Origin of the sequence: Psychrobacter sp. UBA2514 (genome assembly GCF_002341255.1) — a bacterium.
GTDB lineage: Bacteria > Pseudomonadota > Gammaproteobacteria > Pseudomonadales > Moraxellaceae > Psychrobacter > Psychrobacter pacificensis.
The window spans coordinates 46,714-67,873 of sequence record NZ_DDNS01000027.1 but is presented as its reverse complement, the minus strand read 5'-3'; the positions used below and the strand labels follow the sequence as shown (position 1 = coordinate 67,873).

16 protein-coding genes are annotated in these 21,160 nt (G+C 46.0%); 14 read left to right on the top strand and 2 right to left on the bottom strand.

Annotated features, from left to right (window positions below):
* Positions 1-12: 12 nt before the first annotated feature.
* On the bottom strand, positions 13-2,046 hold the full coding sequence (locus tag B3V51_RS08720; RefSeq protein WP_286708273.1) for a UvrD-helicase domain-containing protein: 2,034 nt from the start codon (positions 2,044-2,046) through the stop codon (positions 13-15).
* Between the two features lie 761 nt (positions 2,047-2,807).
* Between B3V51_RS08720 and ndhC the strand changes: the two genes are divergently transcribed.
* From ndhC to B3V51_RS08650, 14 genes are all read left to right on the top strand, one after another.
* Positions 2,808-3,431, top strand: a complete 624-nt coding sequence (ndhC, locus tag B3V51_RS08715) for an NADH-quinone oxidoreductase subunit A (protein WP_284719127.1) — start codon at positions 2,808-2,810, stop codon at positions 3,429-3,431.
* Between the two features lie 137 nt (positions 3,432-3,568).
* Positions 3,569-4,237, top strand: a complete 669-nt coding sequence (locus B3V51_RS08710) for a NuoB/complex I 20 kDa subunit family protein (protein WP_284719128.1) — start codon at positions 3,569-3,571, stop codon at positions 4,235-4,237.
* Between the two features lie 160 nt (positions 4,238-4,397).
* Positions 4,398-6,173, top strand: coding sequence for an NADH-quinone oxidoreductase subunit C/D (nuoC, locus tag B3V51_RS08705; protein WP_286708272.1), 1,776 nt, complete (start codon positions 4,398-4,400; stop codon positions 6,171-6,173).
* 167 nt (positions 6,174-6,340) lie between these two features.
* Positions 6,341-6,850 (top strand): NADH-quinone oxidoreductase subunit NuoE, encoded by a 510-nt coding sequence (nuoE, locus tag B3V51_RS08700; protein WP_058024550.1) that lies wholly within the window; start codon positions 6,341-6,343, stop codon positions 6,848-6,850.
* Positions 6,847-8,271: an NADH-quinone oxidoreductase subunit NuoF gene (gene nuoF / locus B3V51_RS08695; RefSeq protein ID WP_286708271.1), complete on the top strand. Its 1,425-nt coding sequence runs from the start codon at positions 6,847-6,849 to the stop codon at positions 8,269-8,271. The genes nuoE and nuoF overlap by 4 nt, the downstream gene beginning before the upstream one ends.
* 10 nt (positions 8,272-8,281) lie before the next feature.
* On the top strand, positions 8,282-11,362 hold the full coding sequence (gene nuoG, locus B3V51_RS08690; protein ID WP_286708270.1) for an NADH-quinone oxidoreductase subunit NuoG: 3,081 nt from the start codon (positions 8,282-8,284) through the stop codon (positions 11,360-11,362).
* Positions 11,363-11,414: 52 nt separating this feature from the next.
* Complete coding sequence (gene nuoH / locus B3V51_RS08685) at positions 11,415-12,407, top strand: NADH-quinone oxidoreductase subunit NuoH (protein ID WP_200960330.1); 993 nt, start codon at positions 11,415-11,417, stop codon at positions 12,405-12,407.
* A 55-nt stretch (positions 12,408-12,462) separates the two neighbouring features.
* On the top strand, positions 12,463-13,011 hold the full coding sequence (nuoI, locus tag B3V51_RS08680; protein WP_010198902.1) for an NADH-quinone oxidoreductase subunit NuoI: 549 nt from the start codon (positions 12,463-12,465) through the stop codon (positions 13,009-13,011).
* Complete coding sequence (gene nuoJ, locus B3V51_RS08675) at positions 13,008-13,739, top strand: NADH-quinone oxidoreductase subunit J (protein ID WP_212563791.1); 732 nt, start codon at positions 13,008-13,010, stop codon at positions 13,737-13,739. The genes nuoI and nuoJ overlap by 4 nt, the downstream gene beginning before the upstream one ends.
* 98 nt (positions 13,740-13,837) lie before the next feature.
* Positions 13,838-14,146, top strand: coding sequence for an NADH-quinone oxidoreductase subunit NuoK (gene nuoK, locus B3V51_RS08670; RefSeq protein ID WP_025653102.1), 309 nt, complete (start codon positions 13,838-13,840; stop codon positions 14,144-14,146).
* Positions 14,147-14,150: 4 nt separating this feature from the next.
* Positions 14,151-16,025, top strand: coding sequence for an NADH-quinone oxidoreductase subunit L (gene nuoL / locus B3V51_RS08665; RefSeq protein WP_286708269.1), 1,875 nt, complete (start codon positions 14,151-14,153; stop codon positions 16,023-16,025).
* Positions 16,026-16,030: 5 nt separating this feature from the next.
* On the top strand, positions 16,031-17,653 hold the full coding sequence (nuoM, locus tag B3V51_RS08660; RefSeq protein WP_286708282.1) for an NADH-quinone oxidoreductase subunit M: 1,623 nt from the start codon (positions 16,031-16,033) through the stop codon (positions 17,651-17,653).
* Between the two features lie 3 nt (positions 17,654-17,656).
* Entirely contained in the window at positions 17,657-19,135 is a 1,479-nt protein-coding gene (gene nuoN, locus B3V51_RS08655; protein ID WP_071003293.1) for an NADH-quinone oxidoreductase subunit NuoN, read from the top strand.
* A 177-nt stretch (positions 19,136-19,312) separates the two neighbouring features.
* The gene (locus B3V51_RS08650; RefSeq protein ID WP_212563789.1) at positions 19,313-20,140 is read left to right on the top strand and encodes a ferredoxin--NADP reductase; all 828 of its coding nucleotides are present in this window, start codon (positions 19,313-19,315) and stop codon (positions 20,138-20,140) included.
* Positions 20,141-20,240: 100 nt separating this feature from the next.
* On the opposite strand, the gene B3V51_RS08645 is transcribed toward B3V51_RS08650, so the two are convergent.
* Positions 20,241-21,020, bottom strand: a complete 780-nt coding sequence (locus tag B3V51_RS08645) for a hypothetical protein (protein WP_227674292.1) — start codon at positions 21,018-21,020, stop codon at positions 20,241-20,243.
* Positions 21,021-21,160: the final 140 nt, after the last annotated feature.

The window sequence follows — 21,160 nt, the reverse complement described above, 5'->3', positions numbered from 1 at the left end:
TCAATATTGATGTTAGCGCTTACCCAATAAAGCGCGAATATTGGCTAAATACTCATCAGCGACCGCTTCTGGGTCTTTGATGGCTTTTTTCTTTTTGGCCTTGGCGGGCCAGTCAACATGATCTTCAGGTAGCTCGTCCAAAAATCTGGACTCTAAGGTCACGCGCATCTGACCACCGGCACGGCGCTGGGCCGCAAGCGTCAAAGTCAGCTCACGACGCGCGCGGGTGATGCCTACGTACATCAGACGACGCTCTTCTTCGATCGTCTCACTCATAATAGAGTTGCGATGCGGTAGCATCTCTTCTTCAAGCCCCATGATATAAACAAAATCAAACTCCAAACCTTTTGCAGCATGCAAGGTCATTAGATTGACTTTGTTGGTGTTTTCTTCTTCTTGCTGCTGCTCGAGCATATCGAGCAAGACCAGCTTACGAATGATGGTATCAATCGTGCGGTCTTCGTCTTCTTCTGCGCGATTAATGAGAGATTGGATACTGGTATAGAGCATATCGATATTATCAATACGGTTTTTTTCTTGCTGCGGGGTTTTGGCATCGCTACGGACAAAATCAATATAACCCGTCTCATCAATCATTTGGCGTACGATTGGCACAGGATCAGGGTGTTGATCGAGCTCACGTGTATAGTGCTCGATGAACTCGCCAAACTCTTTGATCGTGCCATACGCTTTTGACGGCAACACATGAGCCAAGCCGGCATGAGTACAAGAAGCCAGTAGCGAGATACTATGCTCTTGAGCAAATAAGCCAAGCTTTTCTAGCGTAGCAGGTCCCATACCGCGCTTGGGTGTATTGATAATACGCAAAAACGCGCTGTCATCTTCAGGGTTCAAAATCAGGCGTAGATAGCCCATGATGTCTTTGATTTCACTACGCGCAAAGAACGACTGACCGCCCGATAACTTATAGGGTACTTGTAGCTGGCGCAATTGTGCCTCAAGCATTCGTGCCTGAAAGTTACTGCGGTAAAGTACTGCATACTGCTCCCACTCATTACCAAAACGCAATTTGTGCGTGACGATTTCTTTGGCGACGCGCTCAGATTCATCGTCATCATTACGGCAGTTGATAATCCGAATTTTTTCGCCTTGACCTTTATCTGACCACAGTTTTTTTTCAAATAAATGCTCGTTGTTCAGAATAACGGCATTGGCTGAGGTCAAAATACGGGTGGTTGAGCGGTAATTTTGCTCAAGCATGACGATTTTTAGTTTTGGGAAATCTTCTTTTAGCAGTGCCATATTTTCAGGCTTCGCCCCGCGCCACGCATAGATAGATTGGTCATCATCACCCACTACGGTAAAACGACCTTGCGGACCAACCAAATGCTTAATCATTTCATACTGGGCGGTATTGGTATCTTGATACTCATCGACCAATAGATAACGAATACGGTTTTGCCATTTGTCTCGCAGCTCTCTATTTTCACGCAAGATTTTGGTCGGCAGTACAATCAAGTCATCAAAATCGACGGCATTATACGCACGCAAGTTACGCTCATAAAGCGCATACAATGTCGCAAAAATCATGTCTTCTGGATCGTCTAACGTCTCCATCGCCTTGTCAGGCTCGATCAAATCGTTTTTCCAATCAGAGATCATTTTGATGGCTTTACCAACCAGCTCACGACTTTCAGCGCCACTTAAGTTGTCGCGCATCATCAGCTCCATCAAGAGGCGCTTACTATCATCGCTGTCCATGATAGAGAAGTTGCCTTTTAGCGGCGTATGCATCAGCTCATAGCGCAAAAACTGCAGACCAAATTGGTGAAAGGTCGATACAGTCAAGCCGCGCGTTTTTTCGCTTGGGAGCAGTTTGCTGACACGGGCTTTCATTTCACGTGCCGCCTTATTAGTAAAGGTCACCGCTGTGATGCGCTCGGCTGGCATGTCGCACTCTTGAATCAGATACGCAATTTTACGCGTGATCACCGAGGTCTTACCGGAGCCAGCACCTGCGAGCACAAGTAGTGGGCCGGATACGTAGAGCATGGCTTCTTGTTGTTTGGGATTGAGTTGACTCATAACGTGACCTGTAAGACAAAAGCAAAAAGAGGGTAGCGCTGATATAGCACAATTGATATCTTAATAATGTTTGTTATAAGGATAATAGAATTTAAGGTTTGATGATGACATATCGTAAAATTAGGTGGGTCATTATAAAGCAAAAACGGTCACTTTGGGGGAGGAGTTGGGTGATGAAAATAGGGTATGAGCGCACTTGATTTTTGGTAAATAGCGTGACAGCGTTTGCGCATCGAACAAAGCATGGATTTGGGGTTAATATAAGGTAACGTCTATATCATAATTTTTGGTAAAAAAAACACATTTTGTTTCATAGAAAATGACCGTCGAATACAGTTAAAAACTAGCTTTTAGGCACTGATATGCGTATAGTACATAAATAATTTATGCCAGTTGTCACGTCATTATTAACCACGTGTAATGAGCTATTAAATCAATTAAGTACGCAGTCAGATATGATATTGATTTAATACGTTGATCTTACGTTGTTAGAAGATGCGTTGGGCGACCAGCCTTTATCCGCGTGCATACCGGAATCTCTACCGTTGGTCAGGTCTGACATCGTCGTTAATAAGCTTGATAATTGGTTATTACCAGCAAAATACCTAACATGTGACTCAATGACAGTTACTTAAACACAGTGTCAGTGAATGACAACTGCTTTGTGTTTTCGTCTGCGTTATACCTGTCGTGAGGCGGCCTTAATGGGTCAGTGCCTGCGCTGTGTCTAACACTCGATTGGGTGAGGAGCACGTATTATCATGTCTGCTTTTAATTGGTCAGCAGTTGCTTTTATCTTAGCCGCCATTGGGCTAGTTGTCTTTATGCTGGTGGTACCGCGTTTACTTGGCGGTCGCTCTCAAGGCTTACAAAAAGAAGAGATATTTGAAGCGGGTGTTGTCGGATCTGGCAACGCCCGTATTCGTTTGTCTGCTAAATTCTATTTGGTCGCGATTTTCTTTGTGATTTTCGATTTAGAGGCGCTGTATCTCTACGCGTATTCTGTGTCAGTACGAGAGGCCGGCTGGCTTGGTTTTGCCGCTGCTGCTACCTTTATCACTATTCTGATTATCGGTTTGATTTATGAGCTGAGCTTGGGTGCGATGAACTGGGCACCTGCTGACAAGCTGCGTAAAAAGGCACGCTTATATGCCGCGCCTGCTGGCTTTAACTTAGCAGATATCACCAAGTTTGATGGTGCTCATGAGCTGATGGTCGATCCTACTGGTAAAGTACCCGCACAATCATCCGGTCAAATCAATGTCTCAAACAATATCGAAGCCAATCGCCGTCATCTACAAAACATCGATCATATTAATACCACAGGTAATGTGACGTCTGTGGACTTTGCGACGTCTGCACAAAACGACAAGCCTGCGCACTAGTGAGTGCTGCTGGCTTTCGCTGATCGCATTTTGTTGCAACGAGTGCTTGTGATTGGCCCCTTATTAATAACGAAATTTTTGGCGACAGCGTATACAAGATGAGTATGACGCCAAGCCTAATATAAAGGTTGTATGTTATGAAATACACATTAACAAAAGCCAACCCTGATGCAGATACCTACCCTGCACAGACCCGCCAAACGGTCAATGATCCTATCGAAGATGAAGTCAATAAAAACGTCTTTATGGGTCGTCTCGAAGACCTCGTTCATTCGACAGCAAACTGGGGGCGCAAGCACTCGCTCTGGCCATTTAACTTTGGTACGTCTTGCTGTTATGTTGAATATGCCACTACCTTAACCGCCGTTCATGATTTGTCACGCTTTGGGGGCGAAGTTATCCGCGCCTCACCCCGTCAGGCAGACGTTATGATCGTTGCTGGTACATGTTTTGTCAAAATGGCCCCTGTTATTCAGCGTCTTTATGAGCAAATGCTTGAGCCAAAATGGGTCATCTCTATGGGTGCTTGTGCCAACTCGGGCGGCATGTATGATATCTACTCGGTCGTACAAGGGGTGGATAAAGTGATCCCTGTCGATGTGTATGTGCCAGGCTGTCCGCCGCGTCCAGAAGCATTGATTCAAGGCTTGATGTTGCTACAAGAATCTATCACCAAAGAGCGTCGTCCATTAGGTATCCATGTCAATGAGCAGGGTATCTATCAGCCGCAAATGACGCCTGAGCGTGACCGTAAGCAAGCAGATCGTATCGCTGTCAAAAACCTGCGCAGCCCAGACAGCATCTAAGTTTAGACAGCATCTAAGTTTAGACAGTATCTAAATTTAGATAGCATGTAGATTTAGCAACCTCAATATTTTATGCGCTCATCATGGTTTGGTTATGACTGACATAGCTTCACTGTGATTGACATCGCTCAGTTATGATTAATGAAGGAATACATCATTCATGGTCACGGTAGTCGAAAACACAGATCCTAATATTAAGCCTGTCCCAGCCGTCATCACAGAGCTGGAGCAAAAGTACGCTGGTAAATTTGTCGTACAGCACACTGTGGATGAGATTCCAACAGTTTGGGTGGCGCGTGCTGATTTATTAGACATTCTCTTATTTTTGCGCAAACTGCCCAAGCCCTACGTCATGCTATTTGACTTGTCAGCGATAGATGAGCGTCTGCGTCAGCATCGTGCGGGTTTGCCTGACAGTGACTTTACGGTGTTTTATCACCTGATGTCGCTTGAGCGCAATAGTGATATACGTGTCAAGGTCGCACTGAGCGAAGACGATCTCAATGTGCCAAGCGCGACCAATATTTGGCCAAATGCCAACTGGTATGAGCGCGAAGTGTGGGACATGTTCGGTATTGTCTTTACAGGTCATCCGCATTTGACCCGTATTTTATTGCCAAAATACTGGGAAGGTCATCCGCTGCGTAAAGAATATCATGCGCGTGCGACTGAATTTACCCCGTATTTCTTGAATACCGCCAAGCAGCAATACGAGCAAGAAAACCTACGTTTTGTCCCAGAAGAGTGGGGCATGAAGCGCTCAGGTCGTGACGAAGACTTTATGTTCTTGAACATCGGTCCTAACCATCCCTCCGCTCACGGTGCGTTTCGCTTGGTACTACAGTTGGATGGCGAGGAAGTCGTCGACTGTATTCCAGATATTGGCTATCACCATCGCGGCGCAGAAAAAATGGCTGAGCGCCAGACGTGGCACTCATTTATTCCTTATACCGACCGTATCGATTATTTAGGCGGTGTGATGAATGAGCTGCCTTATATCATGTCAGTCGAAAAGCTCGCAGGCATTACCGTCCCACCTCGCGCTGAGACTATCCGTGTGATGATGAGCGAGTTTTTCCGTATTACCAACAACCTATTGTATGTCGGTACATTCATTCAGGATGCAGGTGGTATGACCCCTGTATTTTATATGTTTACCGATCGCCAAAAAGCCTATGACGTCATCGAAGCCGTGACAGGCTACCGTATGCATCCGGCTTGGTTCCGTATTGGCGGTACGGCGGCTGATCTGCCACGTGGCTGGCAGCGTTTGGTGCGTGAGTTCTTAGATTGGATGCCTAAGCGCCTGGACGAATATGTCAAAGCAGCATTACAAAACAGCGTGCTCAAAGGCCGTACCCAAGACGTCGCTCAGTATAATGCCAAGCAAGCATTGGCTTGGGGTGTGACGGGCGCTGGTCTGCGCGCGACAGGCGTGGATTTCGATATGCGTAAAGCGCGTCCTTACATGGGCTATGAAAATTACGATTTTGAAGTGCCAGTTGGTTACAACGGTGACGCTTATGATCGCTGTATGGTCAAAGTTGAAGAGATGCGTCAGTCATTGCGTATCATTCGTCAATGTATGGACAATATGCCACAAGGTCCTTACAAAGCGGATCATCCACTAGCCGTACCACCGCCAAAAGACCGTACGCTAAATGATATTGAGACATTGATTAATCATTTTATCTCAGTATCTTGGGGTCCTGTGATGCCAGCAGGTGAATGTACGACGATCGTCGAGGCGACCAAAGGTCTGAACAGTTATTATATTACCTCAGACAAAGCCACAATGAGCTATCGTACGCGTATCCGTACGCCAACGTTTGCTCATATACAGCAGATGCCATCGGTCATTAATGGCTCACTGGTTTCTGATGCCATTATGTATTTGGCATCGATTGATATTGTGATGGCGGACTGCGATCGTTAAGATTTTGATCTTTAAGGTTAAACCGCTGCTTAAAAAGTATTTGTTCATCAATATATTATTGCCTGATGGCACACCAAAATGCTGTCGCTTGTCGATATAACCACGGTTTTAAGTAGACTGATATTGGCTTGTGATAGAGCAGGATGAGTGAGGAAAGACAGAAGATTATGAAAATTGTTTCCGACAAAATGCCAAAAGTAGATGTGGAAAGCATCCTCACCACTGAGGAAATCGCTGCCATTCATGAGTTTATGCACCATTACCCACAGGCGCGTGCTGCCTCATTAGATGCGCTAAAAATTGTGCAAAAGCGCAACGGCTGGGTCGATGATGCGCAAGCAAACGCTATTGCCAACATCCTAGACATCCCGATGTCAGACATGGATGGGGTTGCGACTTTCTTTAACCGTATCTATCGCCAGCCTGTCGGTCGCCATGTGATTCTCATCTGTGACTCTGTGGCTTGTTATTTGACAGGTTATGAAGCGCTGTCAGCTGAGATCAGATCACAGCTGGGTATTGAGTATGGTCAGACCACCGCTGATGGACGTTTTACGCTATTGCCAATTTGCTGCTTGGGCAACTGTGATAAGGGACCAGCGGTACTGATTGATGAAGACACTTACGGCCCTGTCCAGCCATCTGAGGTCGCGCAATTATTGGAGCTATACGCATGAGTTTAACGATTTCAGAGCAAATTGCTCGTCGCGGTCAAGGCCAAGCGCCAAGCCAGCTAAATGCACAGCGTGTTCCAATCTATGGTGACAAAGCGACCGCCACTAGTGAAACCAAGCCATTGACGTGGCGTTTGGCGCATCATGATGCGGTGCTTGATTTAGCCACTTATGAGTCTCTAAAAGGCTTCACTGGTCTAAAAGAAGCGCTATCTAAATCGCCTAAAGACGTCGGCAATATGATTAAAGCGGCCAATGTTCGAGGTCGCGGTGGTGCAGGTTTTAACGCCGGTCTTAAATGGTCATTTATGTCACCACCAGACGGCTTGCCACGCTACCTCATCTGTAATGCTGATGAAATGGAGCCGGGTACCTTTAAAGACCGTCTATTGATGGAGCGTCTGCCGTTTCAGTTGATTGAAGGCATGCTCATTACTGCGCACGCTATCGGCGCGACTGACGGCTATATCTTTATCCGCGGTGAATATATATTGGCTGCTGAGCGTTTGGTTGCGGCTATTGAAGAATGTCTGGCCAATAATCTCATGGGCGACAATATTCTTGGCTCAGACTTTAGCTTCAATCTGCATGTGCATACTGGCGCTGGGCGTTATATCTGCGGTGAAGAAACCGCATTGATTAACAGCTTAGAAGGTCGCCGTGCTAACCCACGTACCAAACCCCCTTTCCCGCAAATCTCTGGTGCATGGGGTCGTCCAACCGTTGTTAACAACGTTGAGACTTTGTGTAATATGCCAGCGATTTTGAATCACGGCGTTGAGTGGTATCAGTCGTTATCTGAAATTAAAGGCAAAAGTAAAACGCCAGGCACCAAACTATTCGGCTGCTCAGGTTTAGTTAATGATCCAGGCCTTTGGGAATTACCGTTTGGTTATACAGCTCGCGAAATCATTGAAGATTTAGCCGGTGGTATGAAAGATGGTAAAACGCTCAAAGCTTGGCTGCCGGGCGGCGCATCGACTGACTTTTTGACTGCAGAGCATTTGGATGTGGTAGTAGATTTTGACACCATTCAAAATGCTGGTAGCCGTATGGGTACTGGTCTCATTATGGTCGTCGATGAATCACAAGACATGGTGCCACTATTGCGCAACCTTGAGATTTTCTTTCAGCGTGAGTCATGCGGTTGGTGTACACCATGCCGTGATGGTCTGCCATGGGGCGTTAAACTGCTTACCGCTATTAATAATGGTGAAGGGCAAGTGGGCGATGTAGAAAAACTAGAAGGCCTGACGCGTGACTTATGGATTGGTAAAACATTCTGTGCGCATGCTCCAGGTGCGATGGAACCACTAATGAGTGCGATTAAATATTTCCGTCCAGAGTTTGATCAAAAAATCGCGCAGGCGGTTGGTGTCGATGTTATTGATGCTGCAGCCAACCAACAGCCAGTAGTGAAATAAGGAGAGCGGCATGGCAGTCATACATATTGATGGAACCACTGTCGAAGTAGATAGTGCAGATAACTTGCTACAAGCCTGCTTATCACTTGGCATTGATGTGCCGTATTTTTGTTATCATCCAGCCCTTGGCTCAGTAGGCTCGTGCCGTCAGTGCGCGGTCAAGCAATTCCAAAATAAAGAAGATATGGAAGCCGGTCGCGGTCGTCTGGTTATGTCATGTATGGTTGCCCCTGGCGATGACATGTACATCTCGGTCACTGACGATGAAGCCAAAGCATTCCGCAAGTCGATGGTTGAGCTACTCATGACCAACCATCCACATGACTGTCCAACTTGTGAAGAGGGCGGCCATTGTCATTTGCAAGATATGACTTACATGTCAGGTCATAGCCGTCGTCGTTATCGCTTTACCAAACGTACCCATCATAACCAAGAGCTTGGTCCGTTTATCGCGCATGAGATGAACCGCTGTATCGCTTGCTATCGCTGTGTACGTTTTTACAAAGACTATGCAGGCGGCGAAGATTTGGGTGTTTATGGCTCAAACAATCGCGTTTATTTTGGTCGTGATAAAGATGGTCAGTTTGAAAGCGAATTTTCAGGCAACTTAACGGAAGTTTGCCCAACCGGTGTGTTTACTGACAAAACGCATTCTGAGCGCTACAACCGTAAATGGGACATGCAGTATGCGCCAAGCATCTGTCATGGTTGCTCAGCTGGTTGTAATATCTCACCGGGCGAGCGATATGGTGAATTGCGCCGTATCGAAAACCGCTATAACGGCGAAGTAAACCGCTATTTCTTATGTGACCGTGGTCGCTTTGGTTATGGTTATGTCAATCGTGATGATCGTCCAACCCAAGCGCTTGAACGTATCAATGATAAGCATGTCAAAATCAATATTGATTATGCATTAGATGAAACCATCAAACGTATCAAAGATAAAAAAGTCATCGGGATTGGCTCACCGCGTGCCAGTTTAGAGACCAACTTTGCGCTAAAAAATCTCGTTGGCTTTGATAACTTTTCAACCGGCCTCAATCATCAGCAGCAAGCACTGGTCAATAAATGCATCGAAGTGCTTAGCACTGAAGGCATTTATAACCCTAGCATGACCGATATCGAAACGCATGATGCAGTGCTCGTATTAGGTGAAGACATCACGCAAACTTCATCACGTGTTGCGCTGTCAGTACGTCAAGCCGCAAAAAATGAAGGCTTGAAAATGGCAGCGGCGCTGCAAACGCAACCTTGGCTTGCTGAACCAGTTAAGCGTATCGCTCAAGATGCGCTAAGCCCAGTCTATGTCATCGATGTAACGCAAACTAAGCTAGAAGATATCAGTAAAGTGAGCGTAGTGGCGACCCCTGAAGACATCACTAAGCTTGGCTTCAAGGTTGCTGATGAGATTGCGAGCTTCGCTGATGACTTAGCAGACATAGCAGATCCACAAGCAGCTGAACAAGATGCTGATACAAGTACTGAAACTGACGGTATGCAAGCATTGGCGCAGCAAATCGCTTATGACTTGATTCAAGCTGATAAGCCTTTAGTTGTCTCGGGTAGTAGCTTATCTTCTACCGCATTGATAGAAGCAGCAGCACAGATTACCCAAGCGTTGACCCAAAAACGCGCGGCAATTAAAGCGACCGAGCAACAGCAGGTCGAGGCACATAATGCCAAAGTACAGGCAGCGCAAGCAAAAGCGGCTAATGACCAGCCTGAAGAAGACCAAGATTTATCTGCTAAGCCAAACAAACCTGAAACGGGCGTGAATACAGAAGCGCAGGATGATGTCGAACGCGCACCTGCTGAAAACCTTGAATTAAAAGAAGTGAATAACAAGTATCAGGCACAAGCAGGTATTTATCTAACGGTTCCTGATGCCAATAGCATGGGCGTTTGTATGCTTGGCGGTCAGTCAGTTGAAGAACTGCTAGCGACTGATTACGATGTGGTTGTGGTTGCAGAAAACCAGCTAACAGATGCGATTGATGCCAATAAACTCACGCAGCTATTGACTGATAAAACGGTCATTGCGTTAGATCATCAGCTGCTTGATTGGCATAAGGACGTCGATATCGTATTGCCAGCGGCTAGCTTTGCAGAAGCGGATGGTACATTGATATCAGCTGAAGGCCGTGCGCAGCGCTTCTTCCAAGTTTACGATAACGAATACTACCATCCGATGAGCAGTATTAAAGAAGGCTGGCGCTGGATACATGCTGTGCATAGCAGCATTGAAGGTCGTGATGTCGACTGGACGCAGCTAGATGATGTTATCAATGCGTTGATTGCCACCCATCCTAAGCTTGCAGGTATCAAAGGTGCTGCGCCTGATGCTGATTACCGTATAACGGGTCTGAAAATCGCGCGTCAACCGCGTCGTTATTCAGGTCGTACTGCTATGCGTGCGCCAATCTCAGTGCACGAGCCAATGCAGCCGAAAGATTTGGACACTGGTCTGACCTTCTCAATGGAAGGTTATAGCGGTAAAGAAGCACCAAGCTCGATGATTCCTTTTGCCAATGCGGCAGGTTGGAACTCACCGCAAGCGTGGAACAAATACCAAGACAAAGTCGGCGGTCATCTAAAAAATGGTGATCCAGGGGTGCGTTTGTTCGATCAGCTAGAGCGCCTAGCCACTCGTCAATATGTGGCGCCAGAAGCCATGTCATCGAATACAACTGACTTACAGCACGGCCAAGCCAAACTGGTACCGATTCATAATATCTATGCCAGCTCAATGATGGCATCACGTAGCCCAATCGTCGCAGAGCAGCTGCCAGTTGCAGCATGGCGTATCGGTATAGATGATGCCAAAGACTGGAATATTGCTACTGGTGATTACTTGGCGATTGAAATTGATAAGCAACAAATCACCTTGCCAGTACAGCTGGTTGGTTATTTGGCAGAAGGCTGTATCGGTTACCCAGTCGGGCAGGTGAGTATTATTCACCCATCAATGCCAGCGTCGGTACGGAAAGTAGACGCACCAGTAACGATGATGGGCAGCATGGCTAACGATATGATGAACAATAACGACACAGCGCAAATGAACGCAGCGCCGACCACCACGCAGGAGGTGTAATATGCAAGTTACCCGTATTATCCCTGATGTGCCAAGTTTTTTGGCGGGTAGCATGAGCTTTGATACTTGGTCTATTCTGTTTTTGGTGGGTCAATCGCTAGTCATCTTTTTGGTCGTGGTATTGGTTGCCGCAATGATGATTGTCTATGAGCGCCGCATGCTGGCATTATGGCAAGATCGTTATGGTCCAAACCGCGTAGGGCCTTTTGGTTCGTTGCAGTTAGTCGCTGACATGCTCAAAATCTTCTTTAAAGAAGACTGGACACCAAACTTTACTGATAAGTTTATGTTCACCTTGGCACCTGCGGTCGCAATGTTTACTGCCTTGGCTTCATTTGCCATTATTCCTATCTCGCCAACACTTGGCGTGGTTGATTGGGATATTGGTATTTTGTTTTTCTTTGCCATGGCGGGTATTGCGGTATATGCCGTGATGTTCGGTGGTTGGGCATCTGCCAATAAATTCTCGCTACTCGGTGGTTTGCGCTCAGCTGCACAGACGATCAGTTACGAAGTGTTTTTAGGTTTGTCGTTGATGGGCGTTGTTGCACTGACAGGTTCATTTAACTTACGCGCCATTGTTGAGTCACAAGTCGACGGCTGGTATATCATTCCGCAGTTTTTTGGGTTTTTAACCTTTGTGGTCGCGGGTGTGGCGGTTACGCACAGACATCCATTTGACCAACCAGAAGCAGAGCAAGAACTGGCTGAAGGCTATCATGTCGAATATTCGGGCATGAAGTTTGGTATGTTCTTCATTGGTGAGTATGTCAACGTTGTCTTGATTTCTGCCTTGATGACTTGCTTGTTCTTTGGCGGTTGGCTTGCGCCGTTCAATTTAGATATCCCATTTATTCCACCAGCTTTTTGGTTCATGATTAAAACGCTGTTCTTTATGACCATGTTTATTTTGGCTCGAGGCTCACTCATGCGTCCGCGTTATGATCAGGTGATGAACTTTGGCTGGAAAGTATGTCTGCCAGTAACGCTGATTAATCTATTAATCACTGCTGCGGTCATTTTGATCTTTTCCCCAACGTTATAGTCATTACTAGCCATCACTGATGAACTAGGGTAAAGCTGATAAGGATAATAATCCCATGTTTACTACCATAAAAAAGACCGTCATTGGTATATTTACCATTGTCCGCAGCATGTGGATGGTCAATAGTCATGCGCTCAGACCGCGTGACACCATCCTTTATCCTGAAGAGCCGGTACCTGTGCCGCCGCGTTTTCGTGGACGTATTGTCCTCACGCGTGATCCTGATGGAGACGAGCGCTGCGTCGCTTGTAACTTGTGTGCGGTGGCATGTCCGGTAGGGTGTATCTCATTACAAAAAGCCGAGCGTGAAGATGGACGCTGGTATCCAGAGTTTTTTAGAATTAACTTCTCACGCTGTATCTTTTGTGGATTGTGTGAAGAAGCCTGTCCAACGACAGCGATTCAAATGACCCCAGATTTTGAGCTGGGTGAATATAAGCGCCAAGATTTGGTCTATGAAAAAGAGCATTTGCTCATTTCAGGACCAGGTAAATACCCTGATTATAACTATTATCGTGTGACAGGTATGGCGGTAGCAGATAAACCAAAAGGTGCAGCACAAAACGAATCTGCACCGATTGATCTAAGGAGCTTGCTACCATGATGAATATTTTGAACCATCCTGAACTGGCTGGGTTTTATTCACTGGCGGCAGTGGCAATATTTGCCAGTCTGCGCGTCGTGACTCAGGCCAATCCAGTGCATGCTATCTTATCGATGATTGTATCGTTGCTGGCAATTGCTGGGATATTCTTTGTATTAGGAGCGCCGTTTGCAGGTGCGCTAGAGATTGTTGTTTATGCTGGTGCCATTATGGTGCTATTTGTTTTCGTTATCATGATGCTGAACTTGGGCATGAGTAATGATGAGCGCGAAGAGCGTTGGCTCGATGCTGGTACTTGGGCGATACCGACAGGATTGACGATAATCATTGCCGTTGTGCTCTATGCAATGATTGGTATGGGTCATGATGAAGCCGTTATGATGGGTGGCACGACTATCTCTGCCAAAGCAGTCGGTACGGTGCTATTTACCAAATATATCATGCTGGTTGAAATTGCAGCTTTGTTACTACTAGCGGCTTTGGTGGCGGCATATCATTTGGGTAAAGAGTCGATTGATGAAGAGATCGTCGATCATGCGAGTCAAGACTTTCAGCCAAGTGTAGGCAGTATCAAACAATACGATAATGACAGTGCGCTTACACAGCATGATGGCGTAGAAATGGCTAAGCCCTACGAATATAAAGATGTTGACCCGCATGACTATGTTGGTATGAAGATAGGCATGAACACAGGTGCGAACAAAGTGACGCGCAAGGAGGCAGACTAATGGTACTAGCAGCAAGCGTGGCACAAGAGGTGTCAAACGTGCCGTTTGCCCACGAGGTGGCAGGCTTAGTACAGCCAGTTGCTGAGGCGCAAAATGTACTGGGTATGATACCCATGAGCCATGGGCTGATTTTGGCAGGTATTTTATTTGCCATCGGTCTGTGCGGCGTCATGGTACGACGTAACTTCTTATTTATGCTCATGAGTCTTGAGATCATGATGAATGCGGCAGCACTAGCATTTGTCGTGGCAGGTAGTCGCTGGGTCGATCCAGACGGGCAGATTATGTTTATCTTTATTTTGACCTTGGCCGCGGCTGAAGCGTCGATTGGTCTGGCAATATTATTGCGTTTTTATCATCAGCGTGGGCATCTCGATGTCGATAGCGCCAATGAGATGAAAGGATGATGTCATGAGTTTATTACCATTAACCTTTATATTCCCGCTCATTGGCTTTTTGATTTTAGCCTTTATGCGCGACAAACTATCAGAGACGGTCGCAGCGATTGTCGGCGTGGGTAGCATGCTGTTATCAGCATTATGTACGCTAGTCGTTAGCTATACCTTTTTGACCACCAATCCAGCTGGAACGGTAATTGAAGTTCCGCTATGGACATGGTTCCAAGTTGGCGACTTTGCGCCGCATTTTGGCTTGAGCTTTGATGGTCTTGCATTGACTATGACAGGCATCATTACTGGGATTGGCTTTTTGATTCATCTGTTTGCCTCTTGGTATATGAAAGGCGACACTGGCTTTGCCCGTTTCTTTAGCTATATGAACTTGTTTGTGGCCAGCATGCTGTTACTGGTACTCGCAGATGATTTGTTCTTGCTATATCTTGGCTGGGAAGGCGTGGGTATCTGTTCGTACTTATTGATTGGTTATTATTACCATGACAGAGCCAACGGTCGCGCCGCGATGAAAGCCTTTACGGTTACGCGTGTTGGTGATGTGTTCTTAGCCTTCGGTTTGTTCTTATTATTCCGCGAATTCGGTACGCTTAATATTCAAGAGATTATTACGCGCGCGCCAGAAGTGTTCGATATCAATAATCCAACGATGATACTTACCACGATGATGTTGGTCGGCGGCGCAATGGGTAAATCAGCGCAGTTGCCACTACACACATGGCTTGCTGATGCGATGGCAGGTCCAACACCCGTATCGGCATTGATTCACGCGGCAACAATGGTAACGGCTGGCGTTTATCTGATTGCCCGCTTGCATCCATTGTTTGAGTTGACCCCAGGCATCTTATTATATTGGGTTGGTGGCGTCGGGGCATTGACGCTGGTCGTTGCTGGATTCTGTGCGCTCGCGCAAACAGACATCAAACGTATCCTTGCGTATTCAACCATGAGTCAAATTGGCTATATGTTCTTAGCGCTTGGCGTGGGTGCGTGGCAAGGGGCAATCTTCCATTTGATGACCCATGCTTTCTTTAAAGCATTATTATTCTTATCATCAGGTGCGGTTATTCTTGCGGTACATCATGAGCAAGATATCTTTAAAATGGGCGGTCTGCGTAAAAAGATACCATTGGTATTTTGGTGTTATATCATTGGTGGCGGTGCGCTCGCGGCGATACCTTGGGTTACCGTTGGTTTTTATTCTAAAGAAGCGATTCTTTGGGAAACTTATGCCACAGGTCACTTAGTACTATTCTATATGGGTGTGTTCGGCGCATTCTTAACCGCAATCTATACGTTCCGTATGATTTGGATCATATTCTTCGGTGAAGAAAAAACCCATGCGCACAAGCTATCAGGGGTGTCGTACTGGTTACCTTTATCGGTATTACTTGTATTGTCTACCGCTGTTGGTGCATGGATTACGCCGCCACTGCAAGGCGTATTGCCAGAGAGCGTGGGTCACTTATTAGAAGTCGCGGGTCAAGACCATGCTAAGCACACCGCAGAGTATATCGCGATGGGTGCGATGGTGGCCGGTTTGATATTGGCAGCACTATTATATGTCGTCAATAAAGGTCGCATGCTCATGAGCTTTAAGCGCTCACGTATTGGCGGGGCGCTATATCATTGGTGCTATCACGGCCTAGGTTTCGATGCGCTATACGATATAATTTTTGTAAAACCCTTTTTGTTCATCGGCCGCTTATTAAAAGCCGACCCTATCGATAAAACGTGGCTATTCTTGCCTAAGCTGGCTTCGGCAGGTAATAAAGTATTGTCTGCGACGCAAACAGGGTCTCTTCGAGGTTATGCCACAAGCTTTGGCTTGGGTATGGCTGTATTGCTGGTGCTGGTAATGATAACGGTGGTGTAAAGATGATGGAGTTACAACAAACGTGGATGCTGCCAGCATTAATCGCAATTCCTTTTATTGCAGGATTGCTATGCTGGTTGGTGGAGCGATTTAATAAACGTCTGCCGCGCTGGATTGCCTTGATCGGTATGATGTTGACCTTTGCTTTGTCATTAGTACTTTGGCAGCAGGGTGATTTTAGCGGTATGAGTAAGCAGATCATCGCGCCAGATGCTGCCGTGCCTTGGGTCGCTGAATTTAGTGTGCCGTGGATACCGAGCTTTGGTATTAGCTTTCACTTGGCGTTAGATGGTTTGTCACTGATGATGGTAGTCTTAACAAGCTTGCTTGGTGTGGCAGCTGTTGCCTGTTCGTGGAATGAGATTCAGCGCCGCGTTGGCTTTTTCCACCTAAACTTGCTATGGAGTTTGGGCGGCGTTATCGGGGTTTTCTTAGCGATTGATCTGTTCTTATTCTTCTTCTTTTGGGAGATGATGCTGGTTCCTATCTATTTCTTGATCGCGCTTTGGGGTCATGATGTGGTTGGCAAAACCAAAGAATATGCCGCAACCAAATTCTTTATCTATACCCAAGCGTCTGGGCTTATCATGCTCATCGGTATTTTGGTATTGGTCATTATCAGCTACGCCCAAACTGGGGTGGTCAGCTTTAACTATAATGACTTGCTTGGTACGTCACTTGGCGGCTGGGAATATCCCATCATGCTGTGCTTCTTCATTGGTTTTGCGGTGAAGTTGCCTATTGTACCTTTTCATGGCTGGTTGCCAGATGCGCATGCGCAAGCACCAACGGCAGGTTCGGTGGATTTGGCAGGTGTGCTCATTAAGACGGCTGCCTATGGTTTGATTCGTTTTGTGTTGCCGCTATTCCCAGTAGCGTCACAAGAGTTTGCACCGATAGCTATAACTCTAGGTACGATTGGTATCTTCTACGGTGCTTGGCTCGCGTTTATGCAGACCGACATGAAGCGTTTGCTAGCGTATACCAGTATCTCGCATATGGGCTTTGTGGTATTAGCAATCTATGCTGGAACATTGCTCAGCTTACAAGGTCTGATGATTCAGATGCTTGCTCATGGCTTGAGCTCAGCCGCACTATTTATCATGGCAGGGCAGCTATATGAGCGTCTGCATACACGTGATTTGACCTTGATGGGTGGTATGTGGGGACAGTTCCGTTACTATGCACCGATATTGATGTTCTTCTGTGCGGCGTTGCTTGGTATTCCAGGTACAGGTAACTTCATTGGCGAGTTCATGATTTTATTTGGCTCATTTGCTCAGTATCCTGTGTTTGTGGTATTTGCGACATTCAGCTTGGTGCTTGCAGGTCTATACTCGCTTATTTTGATTCATCGCGCGTTATTTGGTGAAAACAACATCGCTGCATTGGCAGAGCGAGAGACTAAGTCACATGGTTTGCCTGCACGTAGATTAAAAGATTTGGGCAAGCGCGAGCTGTCATTACTATTGATGTTAGCGGCTGGTTTGGTATGGCTCGGATTATATCCACAGCCGTTCCTTGATACCTCAAGTCACGCGATGCAGTGGATCAACAATGCATATATATACAGTCAAGTGACACAGGTAGATGCGTCGCAAATGCTTGATGTAATGGAGGCACGTTAAGTCATGAATGAGATTACAATGAATGATTTGATAGGGCTTGTGCCTTACGCGCCGATTATCGCCGTAGTGATTACGGTACTCGTGGTGATGATTGCCATCACTATCAAGCGCTCGCATATGGTCACTGGTACAATCACCGTAGTCGGTTTGAATATTGCTCTGGTTACGTTACTTGGGCAAATGACGGGCTTTATTGAAAGCGGTGCTATTGCGCCAAATGCTGAGCAGTTATTTGTGATTGATAACTTTGCTCAGTTCAATATGGTGATAGTTCTAGTTTGTGCCTTGGCGTGTTGTACGCTATCGTATGCGTACTTGGCCGATCTAAAAGACAATAAAGAAGAGCTATACTTGCTCATGCTGCTGTCGACCATTGGTGCATTACTCATGGTAAGCGCGCAGCATATGGCATCATTCTTTATGAGTCTTGAGATGCTGTCAGTGCCTTTATATGGTTTGCTCGCTTATACTTATATGCGTAACCGCTCGCTTGAGTCAGGACTAAAATATCTAGTATTGTCGGCGACAGCGTCAGCGACTTTACTCATGGGTATGGCCTTTATCTATGCAGAAGTAGGCTCGTTGGCATTTAAGCCAATCAGCATGGTATTGGGCAATATTTTTGAATCGCCACTACTGATATTGGGTGCGGCGATGATGATGTTTGGTATCGCCTTTAAACTCTCGGCTGCGCCCTTTCATATGTGGACGCCAGATGTTTATGAAGGCGCGCCTGTCCCTATTGCGACCTTTTTGGCGTCTGTCTCAAAAGTTGCCATGATGGCGCTGGCGGTTCGATTCTTAATCGATACCTCTTTATTGGCATTGCCATCGGTGCAAATGTTATTAATGGTGATGGCAACCTTGTCTATCTTGGTAGGTAACTTGTTAGCTGTGCGTCAGACCAGCCTCAAACGTCTATTGGGTTATTCATCCATTGCCCATATGGGTTATGTGATGATCGTCATCGTCAGTATTGGCGCTGCTGCTGATAGCATTTCTAGTATGTATATGGCGGTGTATGCCTTTACGTCTATCGGTGCCTTTGGTGTGGTGACATTGATGTCGAGTCCATATCGCCTATCTGGTGAGGCTGATGAGCTGACACATTATCAAGGGCTATTCTGGCGTCGTCCAGTATTGACGGCCGTGATGACAATCATGATGCTGTCGCTGGCTGGTATTCCATTGACCGCAGGCTTTATCACCAAGCTATTTGCGATATTGGCTGCTGTACAAGGAACCAACTGGTTCTTAGCAGCGATGATTATCCTAGGTAGTGCGATTGGTCTATTCTACTACTTGCGCGTGTTACTCACACTGTTCAAGCGTCCTAAGCAGTTCATCGAGTTTGACGTGTCCGGACAATGGGGTATTCGTACCGGCGGTATTATGGTTATTGCGGTGACGGCCATTATCCTGTTCTTTGGTATTTTGCCAAATAGTATGATCGAATGGGCAAGCTTGGCTCGTATTTGGTAGATTCAATGATTTATGCGATAAGATAAGCCATTTGTTGCTTATCTGTTGTTACGGTTAAAAAACCAAGATGCGCCCGCTTTATGATAAGCTTGGCGCATCTTTTTTTGCTTAATTTTTGTCTTTGGCAAACTTATCTTATAAAAATACCATTTAATAAAATATGAGTGATGAACAGTTATGAGTGATAATATTCAAACGGTAACGGTGCTCAGCAAAACCACATGGACGCCAAATTTATTTAGCTTTACCGTCAGCCGTCCTGATAGTTTTAAGTTTACTGCCGGACAGTTTGTGCGCTTGGGTGTCAATCCGAGTCAATTAAAATATTACCAACAGGTTGAGGCAAGTGATGAAGTCTCTAATGAAGCATTGAATGAAGATATCTTTCGAGCGTATTCGATTGTGTCTTCGCCATTCGATGAGGTGCTAGAGTTTTTCTCCATTGTGATTCCTGATGGTGCCTTTACTTCACAGCTGCAACATCTACAAGTGGGCGATGAGTTACTGCTTAATACCATGCCATTTGGATTCTTAACGTTAGCGCGTTATCAAAAACCATTGCCAAAGGATTTGTGGCTGCTCGCGACAGGGACTGGTCTTGCACCGTTTTTGTCGATGCTACAAGACCTAAAGACATGGGAAGATTACGAGCATATCGTGCTAGCCTATAGCGCACGCTCGACGGATGAGCTTGCGTACGTTGAGCAAATCGAGCGCTTGCAAGACGATTTTGGCTCGCTGGTTGATAATCCTGCAAAGCTGATTTTCATTCCTATCGTCACCCGAGAGACTGTCGACGGCGCGTTATCAGAGCGTCTGCCAAAGCTGTTATTAGAAGGCACGTTGCAAGCGCGTGCGGGTATCGATTTGGATGTCGATACGACGCATGTCATGCTATGTGGTAACCCAGATATGGTGGATGATACCAAAGAGGCGTTAAAGACATTGGGTCTGGTGATGAATCGCCGCGGTGAGGGTAATATCGCTGTTGAGAACTATTGGTAGGGGCAGCTAACGATTGTCTCATTTAATAAAAAACGCTGCATCTATCAGGCCAATAACCTGTGAGATGTAGCGTTTTTTTGGAGACATCGTTTATGGATCGTTATTCTTGGCTGGGTTCGGTGGCATCGTCTACAGGGTTGATAGGGCCTTGCATCAATTGCGGCTCATCATCGTCGCTAATGATATCTTCGTTATTGCTTGAGGCCAATAAGTCACGATAGTTAATCTGCGCCTTCAAAACCATTTGCTCTTCTTCAAGCTTTCCATAGTTGACCTGTACTTTATACAACGTACTCATGATCTTTTTGTTGTTTTTTAGCCAGCGGTTAATATCGAGGTAAATCACTTCATCTTTTGGGCGAGCAATATTGACGTAGGAGAGAATAAAGCCCAATGGGTCTTTTTTGAGGACGCTATGATAAAACCAAATAGCAAGCTTGATCCCTTGGCGCTTAACAAAAGACTCGCAGCGTAGATTTAATATATCGGTATACGTCTGCTGACCAAACACAAAACGTTGGACATTACGATCGAGCTGCACATGTATCAAACTAAAGTTACTGGCCACTTCAGCGTAAATACCGCCAGCATCAACCGTGCAGTATAAGCGAAACCAGTCATCATGCATTTCAACACGCAGCTCTAGTATGGCTTTTACATTATCCGTCACAAAGCTTTGTAGCGCCTCGTTGACGTATTTTTGTGCGACTGGTAGGGATATCTCATCTTCGAGTTTGTCTGTCGTTTTATGATAGATGTCTTTAACCGATTGAGCGATACGCTCCCAACCACTATCAAGTGATTCGTCAAAACGATAGCCGATGTTCTCAAAGAACTCGTCAAAACTGTCTGAATTATTCACGTTATCAAAGTCGCTCAAACTTATTATCCTTATAATTATAGGGCTTAGCACCAGCGTTTTAAAACAGTATATAACAAATACCGTGGCTTCAAAATGGACACATGCGTTTTATGACAATTCATTTGATATCATAAAGACGATACCTGTTTTATAACATT

Excerpts from the sequence above, each read along its gene's own strand:
- B3V51_RS08720 (WP_286708273.1), bottom strand. The coding sequence starts at position 2,046 with ATGAGTCAACTCAATCCCAAACAACAAGAAGCCATGCTCTACGTATCC.
- ndhC (WP_284719127.1), top strand. The coding sequence starts at position 2,808 with ATGTCTGCTTTTAATTGGTCAGCAGTTGCTTTTATCTTAGCCGCCATT.
- B3V51_RS08710 (WP_284719128.1), top strand. The coding sequence starts at position 3,569 with ATGAAATACACATTAACAAAAGCCAACCCTGATGCAGATACCTACCCT.
- nuoC (WP_286708272.1), top strand. The coding sequence starts at position 4,398 with ATGGTCACGGTAGTCGAAAACACAGATCCTAATATTAAGCCTGTCCCA.
- nuoE (WP_058024550.1), top strand. The coding sequence starts at position 6,341 with ATGAAAATTGTTTCCGACAAAATGCCAAAAGTAGATGTGGAAAGCATC.
- nuoF (WP_286708271.1), top strand. The coding sequence starts at position 6,847 with ATGAGTTTAACGATTTCAGAGCAAATTGCTCGTCGCGGTCAAGGCCAA.
- nuoG (WP_286708270.1), top strand. The coding sequence starts at position 8,282 with ATGGCAGTCATACATATTGATGGAACCACTGTCGAAGTAGATAGTGCA.
- nuoH (WP_200960330.1), top strand. The coding sequence starts at position 11,415 with ATGAGCTTTGATACTTGGTCTATTCTGTTTTTGGTGGGTCAATCGCTA.
- nuoI (WP_010198902.1), top strand. The coding sequence starts at position 12,463 with ATGTTTACTACCATAAAAAAGACCGTCATTGGTATATTTACCATTGTC.
- nuoJ (WP_212563791.1), top strand. The coding sequence starts at position 13,008 with ATGATGAATATTTTGAACCATCCTGAACTGGCTGGGTTTTATTCACTG.
- nuoL (WP_286708269.1), top strand. The coding sequence starts at position 14,151 with ATGAGTTTATTACCATTAACCTTTATATTCCCGCTCATTGGCTTTTTG.
- nuoM (WP_286708282.1), top strand. The coding sequence starts at position 16,031 with ATGGAGTTACAACAAACGTGGATGCTGCCAGCATTAATCGCAATTCCT.
- nuoN (WP_071003293.1), top strand. The coding sequence starts at position 17,657 with ATGAATGAGATTACAATGAATGATTTGATAGGGCTTGTGCCTTACGCG.
- B3V51_RS08650 (WP_212563789.1), top strand. The coding sequence starts at position 19,313 with ATGAGTGATAATATTCAAACGGTAACGGTGCTCAGCAAAACCACATGG.